This window comes from Streptomyces sp. NRRL S-646 (assembly GCF_000720765.1).
GTDB lineage: Bacteria > Actinomycetota > Actinomycetes > Streptomycetales > Streptomycetaceae > Streptomyces.
The window spans coordinates 25,526-44,814 of the sequence record NZ_JODC01000039.1 but is presented as its reverse complement, the minus strand read 5'-3'; the positions used below and the strand labels follow the sequence as shown (position 1 = coordinate 44,814).

15 protein-coding genes are annotated in these 19,289 nt (G+C 74.5%); 12 read left to right on the top strand and 3 right to left on the bottom strand.

Annotated elements, in window-relative coordinates; translation table 11 throughout:
* The 3 genes from IH68_RS0147445 to IH68_RS0147435 form a co-directional block, all read right to left on the bottom strand.
* Positions 1-1,436 (bottom strand): homocysteine S-methyltransferase family protein (locus IH68_RS0147445; protein WP_030949692.1); only part of this gene is annotated, 1,436 nt, incomplete at its 3' end.
* Positions 1,433-2,416, bottom strand: coding sequence for a carbohydrate kinase family protein (locus IH68_RS0147440; RefSeq protein ID WP_030949690.1), 984 nt, complete (start codon positions 2,414-2,416; stop codon positions 1,433-1,435). The genes IH68_RS0147440 and IH68_RS0147445, both read right to left, overlap by 4 nt.
* A gap of 1 nt (position 2,417) precedes the next feature.
* A complete protein-coding gene (locus IH68_RS0147435) occupies positions 2,418-3,461 on the bottom strand; it encodes a methionine adenosyltransferase (protein WP_030949688.1) in 1,044 nt (347 codons plus the stop codon).
* 431 nt (positions 3,462-3,892) lie between these two features.
* Between IH68_RS0147435 and IH68_RS0147430 the strand changes: the two genes are divergently transcribed.
* From IH68_RS0147430 to IH68_RS0147375, 12 genes are all read left to right on the top strand, one after another.
* Positions 3,893-4,849 (top strand): aromatase/cyclase, encoded by a 957-nt coding sequence (locus IH68_RS0147430; protein WP_030949686.1) that lies wholly within the window; start codon positions 3,893-3,895, stop codon positions 4,847-4,849.
* Positions 4,846-6,597, top strand: a complete 1,752-nt coding sequence (locus IH68_RS0147425; RefSeq protein ID WP_159403875.1) for an acyl-CoA dehydrogenase — start codon at positions 4,846-4,848, stop codon at positions 6,595-6,597. Before IH68_RS0147430 ends, IH68_RS0147425 begins: the two co-directional genes overlap by 4 nt.
* 178 nt (positions 6,598-6,775) lie before the next feature.
* Positions 6,776-7,666 (top strand): 4'-phosphopantetheinyl transferase family protein, encoded by an 891-nt coding sequence (locus tag IH68_RS0147420; RefSeq protein WP_063763610.1) that lies wholly within the window; start codon positions 6,776-6,778, stop codon positions 7,664-7,666.
* A 122-nt stretch (positions 7,667-7,788) separates the two neighbouring features.
* Positions 7,789-11,469 (top strand): condensation domain-containing protein, encoded by a 3,681-nt coding sequence (locus IH68_RS52230; RefSeq protein ID WP_051834115.1) that lies wholly within the window; start codon positions 7,789-7,791, stop codon positions 11,467-11,469.
* Positions 11,470-11,839: 370 nt separating this feature from the next.
* Positions 11,840-13,105, top strand: coding sequence for an NtaA/DmoA family FMN-dependent monooxygenase (locus IH68_RS0147410; RefSeq protein WP_051834114.1), 1,266 nt, complete (start codon positions 11,840-11,842; stop codon positions 13,103-13,105).
* 102 nt (positions 13,106-13,207) lie between these two features.
* The gene (locus IH68_RS51085) at positions 13,208-13,435 is read left to right on the top strand and encodes a DUF6059 family protein (protein WP_037886489.1); all 228 of its coding nucleotides are present in this window, start codon (positions 13,208-13,210) and stop codon (positions 13,433-13,435) included.
* Positions 13,432-15,000, top strand: a complete 1,569-nt coding sequence (locus IH68_RS0147400) for an acyl-CoA carboxylase subunit beta (protein WP_030949675.1) — start codon at positions 13,432-13,434, stop codon at positions 14,998-15,000. The genes IH68_RS51085 and IH68_RS0147400 overlap by 4 nt, the downstream gene beginning before the upstream one ends.
* Before the next feature lie 17 nt (positions 15,001-15,017).
* The gene (locus tag IH68_RS0147395; protein ID WP_030949673.1) at positions 15,018-15,209 is read left to right on the top strand and encodes an acyl-CoA carboxylase epsilon subunit; all 192 of its coding nucleotides are present in this window, start codon (positions 15,018-15,020) and stop codon (positions 15,207-15,209) included.
* A gap of 105 nt (positions 15,210-15,314) precedes the next feature.
* Positions 15,315-15,683 (top strand): hypothetical protein, encoded by a 369-nt coding sequence (locus IH68_RS0147390; protein ID WP_030949667.1) that lies wholly within the window; start codon positions 15,315-15,317, stop codon positions 15,681-15,683.
* A 72-nt stretch (positions 15,684-15,755) separates the two neighbouring features.
* Positions 15,756-17,189: an FAD-binding oxidoreductase gene (locus tag IH68_RS0147385; protein ID WP_051834113.1), complete on the top strand. Its 1,434-nt coding sequence runs from the start codon at positions 15,756-15,758 to the stop codon at positions 17,187-17,189.
* Positions 17,186-17,959, top strand: a complete 774-nt coding sequence (locus IH68_RS0147380) for an SDR family NAD(P)-dependent oxidoreductase (protein WP_030949662.1) — start codon at positions 17,186-17,188, stop codon at positions 17,957-17,959. The genes IH68_RS0147385 and IH68_RS0147380 overlap by 4 nt, the downstream gene beginning before the upstream one ends.
* 73 nt (positions 17,960-18,032) lie before the next feature.
* Positions 18,033-19,283, top strand: a complete 1,251-nt coding sequence (locus tag IH68_RS0147375; protein ID WP_030949655.1) for a cytochrome P450 — start codon at positions 18,033-18,035, stop codon at positions 19,281-19,283.
* The last annotated feature ends 6 nt before the right edge of the window (positions 19,284-19,289 follow it).

The window sequence follows — 19,289 nt, the reverse complement described above, 5'->3', positions numbered from 1 at the left end:
GGGGTGCGGGCCTGGCCCTCCTCGTCGATGGTCAGCGCGATCAGCGCCGCGCCGTGCTCGCGGGCGAGCCGGGTGACCTTCGCGAAGCGGGAGGCGGGGTCGTCGCCGTCCTCGTAGTTGACGGAGTTGATGACCGCGCGGCCGCCGAGCTTCTCCAGCCCGGCGCGAAGGACGTCGACCTCGGTGGAGTCCAGCACGATCGGCAGGGTGGAGGCGGTGGCGAAGCGGCCGGCCAGCTCCTCCATGTCCGCAACGCCGTCCCGGCCCACGTAGTCCACACACAGATCCAGCAGGTGCGCGCCCTCGCGGATCTGCTCGCGGGCCATCTCCACACAGTCGTCCCAGCGGCCGGCCAGCATCGCCTCACGGAACTTCTTCGAACCGTTGGCGTTGGTCCGCTCGCCGATCGCCAGGTAGGAGGTGTCCTGGCGGAACGGCACGGTCTGGTAGAGGGAGGCCGCGCCCGGCTCCGGGCGCGGATCACGCGGCGGCGGCGTCAGCCCCCGCACCCGCTCCACCACGGCGCGCAGATGCTCCGGCGTCGTACCGCAGCAGCCGCCCACCAGCGAAAGCCCGTAGTCGCGGACGAAGGCCTCCTGGGCGTCCGCCAGCTCCCCTGCCGAGAGCGGATAGTGGGCGCCGTCCGCCGTCAGGACCGGCAGGCCGGCGTTGGGCATGCAGGACAGCGGCACGCGCGCGTGCCGGGCGAGGTGGCGCAGGTGCTCGCTCATCTCGGCCGGGCCGGTCGCGCAGTTCAGGCCGATCATGTCGATGCCGAGCGGCTCCAGCGCGGTCAGCGCCGCGCCGATCTCCGAACCCAGCAGCATCGTCCCGGTCGCCTCCACGGTCACCGACACGATCACCAAGGCGTCGGCGCCCCGTGCGGTCAGGGCCCGCCGGGCGCCGTGCACCGCGGCCTTCGTCTGGAGCAGGTCCTGGGTGGTCTCCACGAGCAGCGCGTCCGCGCCGCCCGCGAGCAGGCCCTCGGCGTTGTGCTGGTAGGCGTCGCGCAGGACGCCGTACGTCACATGCCCCAGGGTCGGCAGTTTCGTGCCCGGGCCCATCGAGCCCAGCACCCACCGCGTCCGCCCGTCCCGCGCCGCGAAGGCGTCCGCCGTCTGACGGGCGATCCGGGCCCCGGCACAGGACAGCTCGGTGATCCGCTCGGGGATGTCGTACTCGCCCAGCGCGGTGAGGTTGGCGCCGAAGGTGTTGGTGCCGACGCAGTCCACGCCGGCCTCGAAGTACGCCTCGTGCACCGAGCGGACGATGTCGGGGCGGGTGACGTTGAGGACCTCGTTGCAGCCCTCCAGCTGCTGGAAGTCCTCCAGGGTGGGCTCCTGCGCCTGCAGCATGGTGCCCATCGCGCCGTCGGCGACCACCACCCGGGTGGCGAGCGCCTCGCGGAGCGCGGACACACGGGCGGTCTCGGTCATGAGCGCACCACCACACGGCAGGAGAGGGCGTGTGCCGCGGCGGGCCCGTAGGCCTCTTCGAGGCGGGTCAGCAGTTCGGCGCCGTCCAGGGTGTGTTCCTGGGTGCCCACCGTCTCCAGGGCGAGGACGGCACTGACGCTGCCGAGCCGGGCCGCATCGCGCAGCTTGGCCCCGCGGGCGAGGGCGGCCAGGAAGCCCGCGCGGTAGGCGTCGCCGACGCCGGTGGGGTCCACCACGGTGCGGGCCGGGGCGGCGGGGACCTCGAGGCTGGTGCGGCCCGCCTGCCGGATCCGGGAGCCGGCCGCGCCGAGCGTGGTGATCCACAGGCCGGTGCGGGCGAGGATCTGCTCCTGCGTCCAGCCGCTGCGTTCGTGCAGGAGGACCGACTCGTACTCGTTGGTGAACAGCATCCGCGAGCGGTCGATCAGGGTGCGGACCTGGTCGCGTTCGAGGCGGGCCAGTTGCTGCGAGGGGTCGGCGGCGACGGCAAGGCCCAGTTCGTGGCACTCGCGGGTGTGCCGCAGCATCGCCTCGGGGTCGTTGGGCGAGACGAGGACCAGGTCGAGTCCTCCGGTACGGGCCAGGACCGGGGCGAGGCGGATGTGCCGGGCCTCGGCCATCGCACCGGTGTAGAAGGTGGCGATCTGGTTCTGGTCGGCGTCCGTGGTGCACACGAAGCGGGCGGTGTGCAGATCGGGGCTGACCCGCACCGACTCGGTGTCCACGCCCTGTTCCTTCAAAAGCACCCGGTGCGGCTCGAAGTCGCTGCCCACGGCGCCGACCAGCACCGGCGCAAGCCCCAGCCGGCCGAGGCCGTAGGCGATGTTGGCGGCGGCGCCGCCGCGCCGGATGTCCAGCGAGTCGGCGAGGAAGGACAGGGAGACGCACTCGAGCCGGCCGGCCATGAGCTGGTCGGCGAACCGGCCGGGGAAGACCAGGAGATGGTCCGTGGCGATGGACCCGGTGACGGCGATCCGCATGTCAGACTCCGCAGGCCCGGCGCAGCGCGTCGGCCCGGTCGGTGCGCTCCCAGGTGAAGTCGGGCAGCTCACGGCCGAAGTGGCCGTAGGCGGCCGTCTGGGCGTAGATGGGGCGCAGCAGGTCCAGGTCGCGGATGATCGCGGCCGGGCGCAGGTCGAACACCGCCTCGATGGCCTGCCGGATCTTGTCGGCGCCGGCCGTCTCGGTGCCGAAGGTCTCCACGAACAGGCCCACCGGGGCGGCCTTGCCGATCGCGTACGCCACCTGCACCTCGCAGCGGGAGGCCAGGCCCGCGGCGACGACGTTCTTGGCGACCCAGCGCATCGCGTACGCCGCCGAGCGGTCCACCTTGGAGGGGTCCTTGCCGGAGAAGGCGCCGCCGCCGTGGCGGGCCATGCCGCCGTACGTGTCGATGATGATCTTGCGGCCGGTCAGGCCGGCGTCGCCCATCGGGACCGTGTCGAGGCGGACCGCCCTGCCGCCGTCGTACTCGAGGGTGACCTGCGTCTTGCCGTCCGGGCGCAGGTAGGGGAGCGTGCCGTCCTTGCGCACGTCCGACAGGCGCTTGGACAGACGGTGCGCCAGGAAGATCGGCAGCGGCATCAGGGTGGGCGTCTCGTCGGTCGCGTAGCCGAACATCAGGCCCTGGTCGCCCGCGCCCTGCCCGTCCAGCTCGTCCTCCTGTGCACCGGCGGCTTTCTCGGTGCGGGTCTCGTAGGCCGCGTCCACGCCCTGCGCGATGTCCGGGGACTGCGCGCCGATGGACACCGAGACGCCGCAGGAGGCGCCGTCGAAGCCCTTCTTCGAGGAGTCGTAGCCGATCTGGAGGATCTTCTCGCGCACGAGCTGCGCGATCGGCACGTAGGCCTGGGTGGTCACCTCGCCGGCCACGTGCACCAGGCCGGTGGTGATCAGCGTCTCCACGGCGACCCGGGAGGCCGGGTCCTGGCGCAGGAGCGCGTCGAGAATGGTGTCGCTGATCTGGTCAGCGATCTTGTCGGGGTGACCCTCGGTCACGGACTCCGAGGTGAACAAAAGCCCCATGGCGAATTTCCTCCGCTGTCAGTCGGATGAGTCAAGCCGTGCGCTGGGTGTCCATGCCGCCGCGAAGACGTCGACCCGGATGCCCGGGAGGTGTGCGGCCTCGATTCGACGCCACCCGCGCCGAGCGCGGGTGGAGAGGAGCTCGACCAAACCTCCAGCCCCGGCCGCGCCGGGACGGAGGCTCGGCGTCCGGGCGGCGCCCGGTCGCCGGCCGCTCGCCAGGCGCTGGAGGAACGCTCGAACCCGGCGGCCCCAACGCACCGCAACGGCTCGGGCCCCGCCGTCCACCTGCGCCGCAGCCGTCACGCCGCGAACGCGGGCCTGGCGCATCCCCCCGGGCGGCACCAGCGCTGGTCCACCGGCCCTCCAGCGGGCTTCGAGCGGCCGCGCGCACAGTCGTCACACAGGTGAAATGAAGGGGGTGAACGCCGATGCCCGCACCGGCCCTACACCGCACCTCGCATCGGATCGAGGTGGCCGCTCCCGCCGGAGTGGTCTACGGACTCATCGCGGACGCCGAGCGCTGGCCGCTGTTCTTCGCCCCGAACGTGTACGTGGAACTGCTGGACCTGGAAGGCCCCGGGCAGCGCCTGCGCATGTGGGCCCGCGCCGGGGGCCGGATCACCTCCTGGATCACCCGGCGCACCCTCGACCCCGCAGCCCGGCGCATCACGTTCCGCCAGGAGGTGACCTCCGCGGCCGTGGACAGCATGCGGGGCGTCTGGAACGTCGAGCAGAGGGCTCACGGCTCCGCGCTGCTGACGCTGGAACGGCAGTTCACGGCGGCCCACGGTCACCTGGCCCCGGACCGGATCGGGGACGCCAACATCCGCGCCCACCTGGCGAACCTCAAGAGCCTCGCGGAGCGGTGGGCCGTCCTGGACGAACTGGTCGTCACTGTCGAGGACACCGTACGCGTGCAGGGGCCCTCCGAGCTCGTCTACGGCTTCCTGTACCGGGCCGCCGCCTGGCCCGGCACCGTGCCCGGTGTGACCGGCGTCCGCCTGGCGGAGGACGTGCCCGGCATCCAGACGCTGCACACCCAGGACGGCGCCGGGGACAGCGCCGCGGTGCGGCTGTGTTTCCCGCACGGCGGGCTCATCGTCTACAAGGTGACCCAGCCGCCCGAGCTGGTCTCGGGCCAGGCCGGGGAGTGGTCGGTGGAGCCCGATCCGGCCGGTGTGACGGTGCGGGCACGCCACCAGGTGGTGCTCAACGAGCACGACGTGGCGCGGGTGCTGGGAGCGGACGCGGGCCTGGCCGACGCCCGCCGCCACGTCCGTGAACGCGTCGGCCGCCACAGCGCCGCCCTCCTCGACCTGGCCCGCCGGCACGCGGAGGACGCCGTCCGCGCGCTCACCCCGAGCGGCCTGCCGGGATGGTCATGACCCTCACCACGGGCATCGGTCTCCCGCCGGGGGCCACGGACGGGCGCAGCGCCGCGCTGTGCCGCGCCGCCCGCGTGGACACCCTGCTCGAAAACCCCTACGACCCGGTCAACGAACACGGCTTCGCCGCCTTCCTCGCCGCCGACCGGGAACGCCGCCCGGCACGGCCTACCGAAAGGCTGCTCGCCGATGCGGGTCTGGCCGCCGAGTTCGTCCCCGCCCGCCACGGCGGCGGCCTGACCCGGGCCGACCTGCTCATGAAGGTGCTGCGGCCCGTCTTCCGCCGCGATGTGGCCCTCGGCTTCGCCGCCGGTGTCACCTCGCTGTTCGCCGCCTCCGCGGTATGGGCGGCCGGCACCGACGCCCAGCAGCGGGCCCTGGCCCGGCTGCTGCTGGGCGGCGGACGCACCACCGTGGTGCACCCCGGGCTCGCCCCGGCCGGCGGGGTCCGGCGCGAGGAGGTCACCGCCCGGCGCACGGCCGGCGACACCGCGATGCTCGTCAGCGGCCGCAAGGACGTGATCATCGACGCGGCCCGCGCGGATGTCTACGTCGTCCACGCCCGCACCGCCGACGCCGGCTCCCGCACCCACTCGGTCCTCCTGCTGGAGGCCGCGCAGCTGCCTGGCGCGACATGGCAGCGGCTGCCGCGGGTCGCCACCGACGGCATGCGCGGCGCCGTCTTTTCCGGACTGCGGTTCACCCGCTGCCCGGTGAGCGACGACGCCCTCGTGGGCCGGCCCGGCGACGGCGCCGCGCTGGCCCTGCGCATGAACCAGGTCAACCGCTGCCTCGTCGCCGGCGCCGCGAGTGCCGCCCTCGACCCGGTCCTGCGCGCCGCCGTGCACACCGCCACCGACGGCCGCACCGGGCCACCGGCCCGCCGCTGGCACCGTCCGCTCGCCGGGGTCTTCACCGACCTGCTCGTGTGCGACGCCCTCGCCACCGTGTGCCTGCGCGCGGTGGGCCTGCTGCCCGACCAGGCCCACGCCCCGACGGTGGCCGCCACCTACACCGTGCCCGCGCTGCTCACCGACGCCCTGGAGGAGCTGTCCGCCGTGCTGGGCACGCACGGCGGGCGCGACGACCTGCTGCACGGCATCCTGGCCAAGCTGGTGCGCGACCTGCCGGCCGCCGGTCTGGGCCGCGACGGCGCCGCGGCCTGCCAGGCCGTGATCCTTCCCCAACTGGGCGCGCTGGCCCAGCAGTCCTGGCTCGTGGAGGAGGAGCCGCCCGCCGAACTGTTCCGCCGGCGGGCCGACCTGCCGCCGCTGGACCACGGGGCGCTGGCCTTCGCGGGCGGCGGGGACTTCCTGGCCGCCGCACTGACCGCAGCCGCCGAACGGCTGGGCCGCTCGCGGCGGGCCGGCGGCCGCATCGCCCTGCTGGCCGATCTGGCCGACGGCTTCCTTGCGGAGCTGCGCCTGCTGCGCGAGCAGTGCGCCCTGCTGCCCGGCCAGGGCGGCGACGCCCTGTCCGGGCCGGCGGCCTGCGCCCTGAGCGACCGCTACGGACTGCTCGCCGCGGCGGCCGCCGTGCTGGCCGTCTGGGAGGGCCAGGAGGCAGCCGACCCGTTCCTCGCCGATCCCGGCTGGGCGGTGCTCGCCCTGTCCCGCCTCGGCCGCCGGCTCGCCATCGCGCTGCCCGACCTACCCCAGGACTGCGTCACGGGCGTCCTGGACGAACTGCTGCGGCGCCACCACACCGGCCGCAGCTTCGACCTCGACGGGACCGAACTCGCCCTGTGAGCGGCAGCCGCCACCGTGAGCGGCGGCCGTCACCGTGAGGCGCGGCCGTCACCGTGAGCGGCAGCCGCCGCCCCACGCCCGCAGCAGCCCATTCCACGCGCCCGCACCAGAGCCCGCCGCGGGCCCGCAGGCGCCGGCCGGCGCAACCCGGCCAGTGATCCACGAGAGGAGCCAACGGATGACGCAGGCACCCCGCATCACCCAGCCCGTGCACGTGCCGGGGCCGTCCGGGCCGTGGGACGAGGTCGCAACGGCCATGGACCGGTGCGGCAGCGCGGTGGTCTTCACCACCTGGGGGGAGTGGCTGAGCGCGGTCGTCACCGAACCCCGGCTGCGCCTGCTGCTGGGCCGCGACTGGCCGCGCTACCGGCGCACCGCCGACCCGCTGGTACGGCACCGGTTCGCCGCCGCCCGCCTGGTGCTGAAATACACGGCGGCGGCCGCCCTTGGCACCGACGCCGCCGGACTCGACCTCGCCTACAAGATCGGCGGGCGTCCCCACCTGCGCGGGATACGCCAGGTCGACGTGGCTCTGTCACACACCGACGAGCTCATCGTCGTCGGCATCAGCCGCGGCGGGCGGATCGGCGTCGACGCCGAACCGCTGACGCGGACCCTGACCTACGACGTGATGCGCGAGCGGATGTGCACCCCCGCCGAACGGGCCGCCCTGAACGGCCTCGACGGCCCGGCACGGACCGCCGCGCTGCTGCGGCTGTGGACCCTGAAGGAGGCCTACACCAAGGCGCTGGGACAGGGACTGCGGCTGGACTTCACCGAGTTCGGCTTCCCCGCCGGCGCCGAGGGGGAGTTCACCGCCCACGACGGCGCGGGCCTGCTGGCCCCCGACGGCAGCCCCGCCGCACCGGACACCTGGTCGCTCGGCACCTACCGGACGATGGAGCGCTATCTGGTCGCGGTGGCCCGCTACGCCACGGGCCCGGCCGCGGTGCCCGGCGGCGCCGACCGGCCCGTGGCCGACGAGCGGTCCATGAGCCTGGTGGCGCAGCTGCTGCCCCGCCACACCGACGCCGCAGGGCCGCATCAGCCCCGCTCAGGGGCCGCTTAACGATGCCTGGAGGCCACGGGCCATCCCCTTTCGGCCGGGCTAACGTGCCCCATGCATACATCTGCCGGCCCGGAGCATGAGGAGGCAGCCGGGCTTCCACGGGGCGAAAGGAGAGGCGGCTCATGAGCGAACGCGGCTGCGCGCACACGCCGTTGACCGTCGTGGCCGGCGGGGCGGTCCTGCAGCTGCACGGCCTGCTCGGCCCGGCCGCCGTGGACAGGGCCCTTGCCCGTGCCGTCGTACGCCGCCCCGACCTGCGCGGCTGGAGCCTGGACGGCGACGACGTGCCGCACCCGGACCAGGCACCGGCGCCGGGTGTGCTGCACGCCCGCCTGCGGCGGCACGGGCCCGCCCACCACACCCTGCACCTGGCCGCCGGACGGCCGGAGGGCCCCGAAGCGGCGCACGAAACAGCGCACGAGGCGGCCGGCCTGATGGCGGATCTGCTGAGCGTGCCGCCCGGCCCGGTACCGCTGGAACCCGCCCTGCGCGCCGTGCTGCGCACCCTGGACGAGGCTCCGCACCGCGCACACCGCGGCCTGCTGCTGCGGCTGGGCGACGCCGTCGGCCCACCCGTGCTGCGCCAGGCACTGGCCGCGGTGCTCGCCGCCCATCCGCTCCTGTGCACTGCGCTCGGGCCGGGCCCGGCGGGCACCCTGCTGCTGGGCACCCGCCGGCAGGGCGCCCCCCTGCCGGACGGCCTGCTGACGACGGCCCGGTTCACCGGCCGCGCCGCCTTCGACGCGGCCCTCGCCGGCGCGCGCCGCGGCCTCGACCCGCGCACCGGGGCGTCGCTGCGTGCCGTGCACGCCCAGGGCGGCGTCCCGGGCCTTGCCCAAAGCGATCTGCTCTTCCTGGCCGTGCACGACCTCGCCGCCGACCCGGCGTCCTGGCGGATCCTGCTGGAGGACCTGGACACGGCCCTGGGAGCACTCGCCTCGGGAAGGAGCCCTGCGGTGCAGGGCGATGGGGGGTGGCTGGAGCAGTGGAGCGCACGGCTGGCCGTCACGTCCGCCGGCCACGGCGACGAGGCCTCCGGCGCCGCCGCCCCGGCACTCGCCTCCGGTACGGCCGCCGGGAGCGGTGCGCCATGCGCCGCCCTCGGCGCCGCGGCCGAGGGCGGCAGCGCCGAGGGGGTCACCGCCGCGGGCTTCGGCGCCGACAGCGCCACCGCCGCGGACGGCACCGCGCCGGACGGGGACGGCGGCCCGCAGGCGGCGTACGCCCGCTTCAGCCTGGGCGCGCGCGAAACCCGGCTGATCACCGCCGTCCTGCCGCACCATCACCGGCTGTCCGCCGCCGAACTGCTCGCGGGAGCCTTCGGGCAGGCCCTGGCCCGCTGGGGCCACACGCACGAGGCCGTCTTCGACCTGTGCACCGACGGGCGCACCCTCCTGCCCGCGCACGCGCGTGCCGTGGGCCCGTACACCCGCGCCCGGCGCATCCGGCTGGACGCCGACCCGGACCTGGCGCCCGCACGGTTCCTCGTCGCCGTGGCGAGCGCCCTGACCGCGGACGAGCCGCCGGGCACCGGCCAGGGACCGCCCACGGCAGAACGCCTGCCGCGCATCCGCCTCACCCCTCACGACCCGGCACAACTCCCGGCGCCCTTCGCCCGCTTCACCCTCGCCGGCACCGACGAGGACCACGCGCCCCGGCCTCCCGGGGGCCTGGGGGAGTACGACATCGAGGTCCGCACCCACGTACAGGACGGCAGGTTGCACGTCCGGGCCGTCGCCGGCGGCGGCCGGGCAGCCCTGGACGCGCTGTGCGGGCAGCTGCGCTCGGTACTGGAGCACTTGGCGGGCCCGGAGCAGCCGGCGGGCCCGGACGCGGAGGGGGCCTGGGCCCGGTACCCCGGGCCGGTCCTCGCCGCCACCCCCCGCCAGCAGGAACTGCTCGCCCCGTGCCTGGCCCGCCCCGCTGCCGGCCACCACATCGAGCAGCTGCAGTGGACCTGGCACGGGCCGCTGGACAGCGAACGGTTCACCGCCGCGTGGCAGGCGGTGGCCGGCAGCGAGACCCTGCTGCGCGCCGCGTTCGACCCGCGTGACCCCACCCGGATCACCCTGCACGAACACGCCACCGTCCAGGTCGAACGGCTCTCGCACCAGGACATCACCTGGCCCTCGCTGCTGGAACGCGACCGCCGCCGGGGCGTGGACGTCCACCGGCCGGGACCGCTGCGGATCACCCTGCACGAGCAGCCGGCGTCCCAGGCGGGAGCGGCGCAGACCCGCGTCCTGCTGACGTTCCACCAGGCGCTGGTCGACACGTGGAGCGCGCAGGTGCTGCTGCGCGAGTTCTACCGCGCCTACCTCAACGAGGGCTCTCCCGCCGGCGGTGAGCGGCGGCCCGACCTGCGCGACTACACACGATGGCTCGACGAGCAGGACACCGCGGGCGCACGGGACTTGTGGGCCGGCGCCACCCCGCCGCCGGGCGCGGCCGTGCACCCGGCGCGCCCGGGAGCGCCCACCTCCCACACCGGCTCCCGGCGGATCTCGAGGCGGCTGTCGCGGCAGGACGCCGTACGGCTCGTCCACTGGGCGGCCGGCTGCGGCGTCACCGAGACGGCGGCCCTGCACGCCGCCTGGGCGCTGCTGCTGCACCGGGCCACCGCGACCGTCCAGCCGGCCACCGTGGCCTTCGGCGTCTCCGTCGACGGCCGGGGCATCTGCCTGGACGGCGCGGAGCAGCTGACCGGTCCGCTGCTGGGCGTGCTCCCGATGAGCGTCGACGTCGACCCGGCCGGCACGGTGCCCCAGCTGCTGACCGCGCTGCGGGACCGGGCCCTGGACATGTCCGCGTACGAATGGATCAGCACCGAGGATCTGCGGCGCTGGAACGCGCGCGGTAACGACGAGGAACTGTTCGCCACGGCGGTCCTCTTCGAACGGCCCGTGCGGCCCGCCGACGACCTCGTGGCCGAACTCGCCGGGCACGGCATCACCTTCGAGCCGCCGCACAGCACCGGCGCGTCCAGCACGCTGCCGATCGCACTCCTCGCCCGCTACGACCGGCTCGGCAACCTCGTGATCACCGCGATCCACGACCGCAGCCGTTTCGCCGAGTCCGAGGCGGCCAAGCTGCTCGCGCAGTCCATGCGGCTGCTGCGCGTCTTCCCCGACCTCGCCGACGGCAGCCGGCCCATCGCCGCGGTCCTCGACGCGCTGTCCGACTCGGAGGTGCCCCGCATGGCGCCCGCGGCCGGACCCGGCGACAGGGTGCTGGCCACCCTGAGCCCGGGCCGGCGCACCGGCGGTCCCGCCGTCTGTCTCGTCCCCCCACCGGGCGCGGACCACGCCTGCTACGGCGTCCTCGTGCCCCTGCATGCCGGCCCCGGGCCGCTGCTGGCGGTGGCCACCGCCCAGGCCGAACCGCACACCGTGGCGCAGGCACTGCTGAGCGTCCTCGGCCCCCACCGCCCCCTGGTGCTGGCGGGCTGGTCCGGCAGCGGACAGCCGGCCCACCGCATCCGGGGGAGGCCGGTGCTGCGTCTTCACCCGCGCCCTCGACCAGGTCCTCAGCTCCCTCGGCGAGGGCCGCCACCCGTGACCGGCGGCGCGGGGGAGGCCGGTGCGGGGTCCCCTCGCCGGGGGAGGCCGGTGCTGCGTCTTCACCCGCGCCCTCGACCAGGTCCTCAGCTCCCTCGGCGAGGGCCGCCACCCGTGACCGGCGGCGCGGGGGAGGCCTGTACCGGGTCCCTCGCGCCGCATCCTCGGCGAGGGCCGGCACCCGTGACCGGCGGCGCGGGGCGGGAATCGCCGGCCCGCGCTCTCGGCGGCAGCCCGGGCCGGTGAGCGGTGGACGGGGGAGGCCGGTGCTGCGTCTTCACCCGCGTCCTCGGTCAGGTTCTCGGCGCATGGGGCGGCAGCAGGCCCCCGTGATCCACGGGGCGGGGCGGGGATTGCCGGCCCGTGCTCTTGGCGGCAGCCCGGGCCCATGACCGGCCGGGCGGGCCGGGCCGGTGCCGGATCACTCGCCGGCGCTCTCGGCCCGATCCCCGGCGCCCCCGGCGGCAGCCCAGCCGGCCCCCGTGATCGGGCACGGGGCCGGCAGGCTGGTCCGGTTGCGCGGGTCGGCCTGAGTGTTCCTCGAGCTGTTTCTGCTGCACTCCCGAGCGGATGGCCGGCCGCAGGAGCCGGGCCGATCGTGGGAGGCAGGACGCCGATGCGTACCGACCGCACACCCATGAGGCTGGGGGCGCTGTTGCCCGCCCCGGCGCTCGGGCACCACGCCGCTGCGTGGCGGCACCCCGACGTCCGGCCCGAGAGGGCGCTCAGCCTCGACCTGTACCGCGCTCTCGCGCAGACCGCCGAGCGCGGCAGGCTGGACTTCCTGCTGCTGGCGGACAGCCTGGGCGAGCAGGCCGCCGGCGAGGCCGCCCGGCACGGCCGCGACAGCACGGTGGCCCACCTGGAACCGCTGACGCTGCTGTCCGCGCTGGCCGTGCACACCCGGCACATCGGCCTCGCGGCCCCGGCGACGACGGCCTTCAACGAACCGTGGCCCCTCGCCCGCTTCCTCGCCTCGCTCGACGTCCTCAGCGGCGGCCGCACCGGCTGGCACGTCACCGTGCCCGTGACCGACGCGCAGGCCCGCAACTTCGGCCTGGACCGGGCGCCGGGCGAGGCCATGTCGTACCACCGGGCGCAGGAGTTCCTGGAGGTCACCGGCCGGCTGTGGGACGGCTGGGAGGACGACGCGTTCCTCTACGACCAGGCCGGCGGCCGCTACACCGACCCCGCCAAGGTGCACCCGGCCGGCCACCGGGGCGACCACTTCCAGGTGGGCGGCCCGCTCACCGTGCCGCGCCCGCCGCAGGGCCGCCCCGTGCTGCTGCACCCCGCGCCTTGTGGCGCCGACGCGCGGGAGTTCGCCGCGCAGTGGGCCGACGTGCTGCTGAGCGGGCAGCGCACCGTGGTGCGGGCCCGCGCGGAACGGCGCGCGCTGCGTGCCCTGGCCGCCGACCGGGGCCGCGACCCGGACCAGGTGCGCATCCTGGCCACGGTGTTCGTGGTGACCGGCCGCACGAGGGCCGAGGCCGAGGACACCTACGCCGCCCTGCAGGACCTGCTGGATCCCGCCGCCCGGCTCGGCGCCCCCGGCACCGCCCCCGGCACCGCGCCCGGCACCGCGCCCGGCCCCGCGCCCGGCCCCGCGTTCCTGCTCGGGTCCGCCACCGACGTCGCCGACGAGCTGGAGGAGTGGTTCACCCAGGGCGCCGCCGACGGCTTCGTGTTCCTGCCCGGCCACCTGCCCGCGGGGCTGGCCGCGCTGGCCGACCTGGTGGTCCCCGAGCTGCGCCGCCGCGGCCTGGCCCGCACCCGCTACGACGGCTACACCCTGCGCGACCACCTGGGGCTGGCGCGCCCTGGGGCGGTGACCGGGAGCGGTTGTGGGCCACTTCTCAAGCGCCTCTCCAAGCACCTTTGAGCGGCTCCTGTGACCGTGGGCGGGTCCGACACTACGTATCGGGAAAAGAGGAGGACGGTCCATGCCGCTGCAGACGACCAGGTCCTCGGTGACGGGGGAGACGTGGACGCCTGGTCGATAACCGCCGCATTCCTGCGGGCTGTCGGCCGGTCGCTGGCCGCGGCCGGCGCCATCTGGGTCTGCATCCCCGTCCCGGACGAATCGGCCCGGGAGTGGATCCTGCTCACGCCCCCGCCGGGGCACCCCGAGCGGCTTCGCCCCGACGTCCCGCTCAGTGCGGTCGAACGGCACCTGGCACGCTCGCTGTCGCACCCGGAGGACCTCGCATGACCATCGCTACCGAGGCTGTGGAACGTGACCGTCTGACCGAACTCGCCGAGATCAAGGCGCTGGCGGTCGACGGCCCCGACGACCAAGCCACCGCACGCCAGCACGCCAAGGGCAAGCTGACCGCCCGGGAGCGCATCGACCTGCTGCTGGACGAGGGATCGTTCCAGGAGATCGAGGCCCTGCGCCGGCACCGCGCGACCGGCTTCGGGCTGGAGGACAAACGGCCCTACACCGACGGTGTCGTCACCGGGTGGGGCACCGTCCACGGCCGTACCGTCTTCGTCTACGCGCACGACTTCCGCATCTTCGGCGGCGCGCTCGGCGAGGCCCACGCCACCAAGATCCACAAGGTGATGGACCTGGCCCTCGCGGCCGGCGCCCCGCTCGTCTCGCTCAACGACGGTGCGGGCGCCCGTATCCAGGAGGGTGTCACCGCGCTCGCCGGCTACGGCGGCATCTTCCAGCGCAACACCCGGGCCTCCGGTGTCATCCCGCAGATCAGTGTGATGCTGGGCCCGTGCGCCGGGGGAGCGGCGTACTCGCCGGCCCTGACGGACTTCGTGTTCATGGTGCGTGAGACCTCGCAGATGTTCATCACCGGACCGGACGTCGTCAAGGCCGTCACCGGCGAGGAGATCACGCAGAACGGGCTCGGCGGGGCCGACGTCCATGCGGGCGTCTCCGGCGTGGCGGCCTTCGCCCACGACGACGAGGCCGCCTGTCTGGAGGACGTACGGTTCCTGCTGTCGCTGCTGCCGTCCAACAACCGTGAGACGGCGCCGCACCAGGCATCCGGCGACCCGGCCGGCCGGCTCACCCGGGCGCTGCGGGAGATCGTCCCGGCCAGCGCCAACCAGGCCTACGACATCCGCGCGGTCATCGAGGAGATCGTCGACGACGGCGAGTACTTCGAGATCCAGCCCCACTGGGCGGCCAACGTGGTGTGCGCGCTGGTCCGTCTCGACGGCCACGTCACCGGCGTCGTCGCCAACCAGCCCGCCGCCTTCGCCGGCGTCCTGGACATCAACGCCAGCGAGAAGGCGGCACGGTTCGTGCAGTTCTGCGACGCCTTCTCCATCCCGCTGGTGACACTGGTCGACGTGCCGGGCTTTTTGCCGGGCGTGGACCAGGAACACGGCGGCATCATCCGGCACGGCGCCAAGCTGCTGTACGCCTACTGCAACGCGAGTGTCCCGCGGGTGCAGCTGATCCTGCGCAAGGCCTACGGCGGCGCGTACATCGTCATGGACTCGCGTTCCATCGGCGCGGACGTCTCCCTGGCGTGGCCCACCAACGAGATCGCCGTGATGGGCGCCGAGGGCGCAGCCAACGTCATCTTCCGCCGGGAGATCGCCGCCGCCGACGACGGCGACGCCGTGCGCGCGCAGAAGATCAAGGAGTACCAGTCGGAGCTGATGCACCCCTACTACGCCGCCGAACGCGGCCTGGTGGACGACGTCATCGACCCCGCCGACACCCGCTCCGCACTGATCGGCGCGCTCGCCATGCTGCGCTCCAAGCACGCCGGCCTGCCCTCCCGCAAGCACGGCAACCCGCCGCTGTGAGGGGCGAGGAGGACACCATGACCTGCTGGCGCATCACGGGCGGCACCCCCACGGCGGAGGAGACCGCCGCCGTGGCCGCGGTGCTCACCGCGCTGCTGGCCCCCCGCGCCGCCGCGGGCGAGGACACCGGGGCGGGCCAGGCGGCCACCGTCTGGCACCGCCCGCACCACAACCCGCACCCGGCCGCCGGGACCTGGCAGTCCGGCTGAGCGCCCGCGGGCGGCTGCAGAGCCGTTCAAGCACCGCTCCAGCCCGGGGCGGCACCGTAGCGGCGAACACCCACCCTTACCGAACCCCGTCAGGAGAGATGCGCCATGACCGACGCGCGGCTGGTCGGAACCTGGACCACGGAACTCGAGGACGACGGCAAGTCCGTGTTCGGACTGGCGTCCTTCACCGGTGACGGCTCCGTCACCTGCTACCAGGTGAACGCCAAGAACATCGGACTGGGCAACTGGGAGCCCACCGGCAAGGACTCCTTCCACTACAACTTCCACATCCTCGCCGTCAGCCCCGAGGGCCGGCACGTCGGCGAGGCGCACGTCTTCGTCGAGGGCGAGTTCGTCTCCGACGACTGCTGGGAGGGCACCGGCGGCGCCAACTTCTACTCGCCCACCGGTGACCTGCTGCGCGGCCACGAGGGCTCCAAGGTCGTCGCCCGCAAGTTCGGCATCGACAAGTAGCCGGCCCGGCACGCCGGCGCACGCACCGCCGCCGTCACCCCCGGCCGGCACCTCACGCAGGAAGGACCCGCCATGCTGCGCGATCGCCTCGAAGGTGAGCTCGTTCTCCCGTCGGATCCGGGGTACGGGCTGGCCACGCAGCTGCAGAACACCGAGTACGACGGCGTCACCCCCGCTGCCGTCGCCTACTGCCACTCGGCCAAGGACGTGGTGGCCTGCGTCCGGCACGCCCGGGACACCGGCGTCCGCGTCCATGTGCGCAGCGGCGGCCACAGCTTCAACGGCTGGTCCACCGGTGAGGGCCTGGTGATCGACCTGTCGCGGATGAACCAGGTCGCCGCCGACGCCGGCACCGTGCGCATCGGCGCCGGCATCCAGTCCCTGGACGCCCTGGACCGGCTCAAGCCGCTGGGCCGCCAGATCATCACCGGCACCTTCCCCACGGTCGGCCAGGGCGGCTTCCTCACCGGCGGCGGACTGGGCTGGCAGACCCGCCGGTTCGGCGTGGCGAGCGACCGGATCGTCTCCGGCCGCGTCGTGCTGGCCGACGGCCGCACCGTTGCCGCCTCGGCCGGCGAACACCCGGACCTGTACTGGGCGCTGCGCGGGGGAGGCGGCGGTACGTTCGGCATCGTCACCGACTTCGAACTGCTGCCCGTCGACGCGCCCCGGCTGACCTCCTTCGAGACCCTGTGGTCCTACGAGGACGCCGCCGACGTGCTGGCGGCCTGGCAGGCCTGGGCGGCGCAGGGCAGCGACGACCTCGGCACCTCCCTGGTCGTGCTGCCCGGCATGTTCGGGCCCGGCGGGCAGCCGGTGGTGAAGGCGTGGGGCGTGCACCTGGGCGCACCCGAGGACCTCGAACGCGCCCTGGACGAGCTCACCGAGCGCACCGGCACCAAGCCCGTGCACCGCGAGACGGGTACCCCCGGCCCGTACGCCGACGTCATGCACGAGGCGCTGTGCGGTTCGAAGACCGTGCAGCAGTGCCACCGCACCGGCACCCATCCCGAGGCGGCCGGCCACCGCCACCCCTACACCCGGCAGGCCTACCGGCTCACCGGCCGGCCCGTCACCCGCGCCCAGGCGCAGACCCTCCTCGATGCGTGGGACCCGGACCTGGACGGCGAACGCTATCTGCTGTGCATCGCCCTGGGCGGGGCCGCCAACCGGGCCGGCCGCACCGAGACGGCGTACGTGCACCGCGACGCCCAGTTCCTGATGGGCTATCAGATAGCCACGCGGGACGCGGAAGAGGCCGCACACCACCCCGCCGGGCTGCAGGAATGGGCCGATGGGTGCGATGCCGCGCTCGCCCCGCTGGCCACCGGCTCCTACATCAATTTCCCCTCCTCCCGCATCGGCCCCGACTGGGAGAGCGACCACTTCGCCGAGAACGCCCCCCGGCTGCGCGCGGTCAAGCACCACTACGACCCCGACGACTTCTTCCACCACGCGCAGAGCATCCGCCCCGAACCCGGCCGGATTACGGAGACCCCACGATGAAGACGGACCTGACCGACAAGGTGGTGCTCGTCACCGGCGCCTCCCGCGGCATCGGCCGGGCCACGGCCCTCGCCTACGCCGCCGAGGGCGCGCGGGTCGCGCTCACCTACCACGTGGACGAGGCGGGCGCGAAGGAGACCGCCGACCAGGTGGCCGCCGCGGGCGGCACCGCCCTCGTTCTCCGCCACGACCTCGCCGACCCCGACTCCCTCCGCACCGCCGTCGACACCGTCGCCGGACAGTGGGGCGGCATCGACGTGCTGGTCGCCTGCGCCGTGGAGTGGGGCGAGGCCATCCCGCGGCCCGGCCGGCAGATGCCCGCCTTCGAGGACGTGCCGGCCGCCCAGTGGCAGCGGGTGCTGCGCACCGGCCTGGATGCCGCCTTCGACACCGTCCAGGCCGTGCTGCCCCGGATGCGGGGCCGGCAGTGGGGCCGCATCGTCCTGCTCGGCGCGGGCCTGGCGGACACCGGGATGGTCGGCGCGGGCGCGTACGGGGCCGCCAAGGCCGGCCTGTACGGCCTGGTGCGCAGCCTCGCCTGGGAGCTCGGGCCGGCCGGGATCCTGGTCAACCTGGTCGTGCCCGGCCAGACCCTGACCGAGAACGTGCTCGCCCACGCCTCGCCCGGGTTCCTTCAGAACAAGGCCGCCTCGCTGCCGTCGGGCCGGATGAACACCCCGGACGACGTCGCCCGCACCATCGTCTTCCTGGGCTCCGCCGCCAACGGCAACGTCCACGGCGAGGCCCTGCGCGTCACCGGCGGCCTGTGAACGCCTTGCCCGCCCCCTAGTCCACCAGCGGACCCGCCGTCCGAAGCCGGCGGCCGCACACCCTGGAGAACCCATGCCCGACACACTCGACGCGCCGACCACTGTGGCGGACGGGAGCGACGACGCTCCCGCCTACCCGATCCAGCGCACCTGCCCCTACCGCATGCCGCCCGGATACGAGGAGCTGCGGGACAAGGGCCCGATCTCCCGCGTCACCCTGTGGAACGGACGGGTGGCCTGGCTGGTGACCGGCAACGAGGCCGGCCGCCGGCTGTTCCCGGACCCGCGGCTGTCCTCCGACGTCCTGGACCCCCGCTTCCCGCTGCTCGCCCCACGGATCGAGGCCCAGCGCCAGCAGGCCGCCGCGCCGCCGCTGGTCGGCGTCGACGACCCGGTGCACGCCCGCCAGCGCCGCATGGTGCTGCCCAGCTTCGGCGTCCGGCAGGTCAACGCGCTGCGTCCGGTGATCCAGCGCTACGCCGACGAACTGCTGGACAAGATGCTGGCCAAGGGCCCGGGCAGCACCGTCGACCTGCTCACCGAGTACGCGCTGCCCATGCCGTCCGCCGTCATCTGCACCCTGCTCGGCGTCCCCTACGAGGACCACCACTACTTCGACGAGCGCTCCCGGCATGTGCTGTCCTCCTCCGGCCCCGAGCAGGCGGCCCAGGCGCAGCAGGCGTTCACCGAGATCCTCGCCTACCTGGACGACCTGATCAGCCGCAGGCAGGCCGAGCCGGGCGACACCCTGCTGGACGAGCTGATCAGCCGTCAGCTCGAGGAGGGCAAGGTCGACCGGCAGGAGCTGGCGATGCTCGCCACCGTCCTGCTGGTCTCCGGGCACGAGACCACCTCCAACATGATCGCGCTGTCCACGATGGCGCTGCTGGCCCACCCCGAGCAGCTGGAGCAGCTGCGCGCCGACGAGTCGCTGATGCCGCGCGCGGTGGACGAGCTGATGCGTTTCGCCTCCATCGGCGACATGCTGATGCGCGTGGCCAAGGAGGACGTCGAGATCGAGGGCCGCCTGATCAAGGCCGGCGACGGGGTGATCCTGTCGACGATGCTGATGAACCGGGACCCCGACTCCTTCGAGCGCCCCGACGAGCTGGACATCCGCCGCCAGTCCGGCCGCCATGTCGGCTTCGGCTACGGCATCCACCAGTGCATCGGCCAGAACCTCGCGCGGGCCGAGATGGAAATCGCCCTGGCGACCCTGCTGCGCCGCGTTCCCACGCTGCGGCTGGCCGTGCCCGCCGACCAGGTCGGCGTGAACGCGCCGTTCGTGCTGCAGGGCGTCACCGACCTGCCCGTCACCTGGTAGGCCCTC

What these genes read in the sequence shown, in the direction of transcription:
- IH68_RS0147440 (WP_030949690.1), bottom strand. Translation starts at nt 2,416, where the DNA reads ATGCGGATCGCCGTCACCGGGTCCATCGCCACGGACCATCTCCTGGTC.
- IH68_RS0147435 (WP_030949688.1), bottom strand. Translation starts at nt 3,461, where the DNA reads ATGGGGCTTTTGTTCACCTCGGAGTCCGTGACCGAGGGTCACCCCGAC.
- IH68_RS0147430 (WP_030949686.1), top strand. Translation starts at nt 3,893, where the DNA reads ATGCCCGCACCGGCCCTACACCGCACCTCGCATCGGATCGAGGTGGCC.
- IH68_RS0147425 (WP_159403875.1), top strand. Translation starts at nt 4,846, where the DNA reads ATGACCCTCACCACGGGCATCGGTCTCCCGCCGGGGGCCACGGACGGG.
- IH68_RS0147420 (WP_063763610.1), top strand. Translation starts at nt 6,776, where the DNA reads ATGACGCAGGCACCCCGCATCACCCAGCCCGTGCACGTGCCGGGGCCG.
- IH68_RS52230 (WP_051834115.1), top strand. Translation starts at nt 7,789, where the DNA reads ATGAGCGAACGCGGCTGCGCGCACACGCCGTTGACCGTCGTGGCCGGC.
- IH68_RS0147410 (WP_051834114.1), top strand. Translation starts at nt 11,840, where the DNA reads ATGCGTACCGACCGCACACCCATGAGGCTGGGGGCGCTGTTGCCCGCC.
- IH68_RS0147400 (WP_030949675.1), top strand. Translation starts at nt 13,432, where the DNA reads ATGACCATCGCTACCGAGGCTGTGGAACGTGACCGTCTGACCGAACTC.
- IH68_RS0147395 (WP_030949673.1), top strand. Translation starts at nt 15,018, where the DNA reads ATGACCTGCTGGCGCATCACGGGCGGCACCCCCACGGCGGAGGAGACC.
- IH68_RS0147390 (WP_030949667.1), top strand. Translation starts at nt 15,315, where the DNA reads ATGACCGACGCGCGGCTGGTCGGAACCTGGACCACGGAACTCGAGGAC.
- IH68_RS0147385 (WP_051834113.1), top strand. Translation starts at nt 15,756, where the DNA reads ATGCTGCGCGATCGCCTCGAAGGTGAGCTCGTTCTCCCGTCGGATCCG.
- IH68_RS0147380 (WP_030949662.1), top strand. Translation starts at nt 17,186, where the DNA reads ATGAAGACGGACCTGACCGACAAGGTGGTGCTCGTCACCGGCGCCTCC.
- IH68_RS0147375 (WP_030949655.1), top strand. Translation starts at nt 18,033, where the DNA reads ATGCCCGACACACTCGACGCGCCGACCACTGTGGCGGACGGGAGCGAC.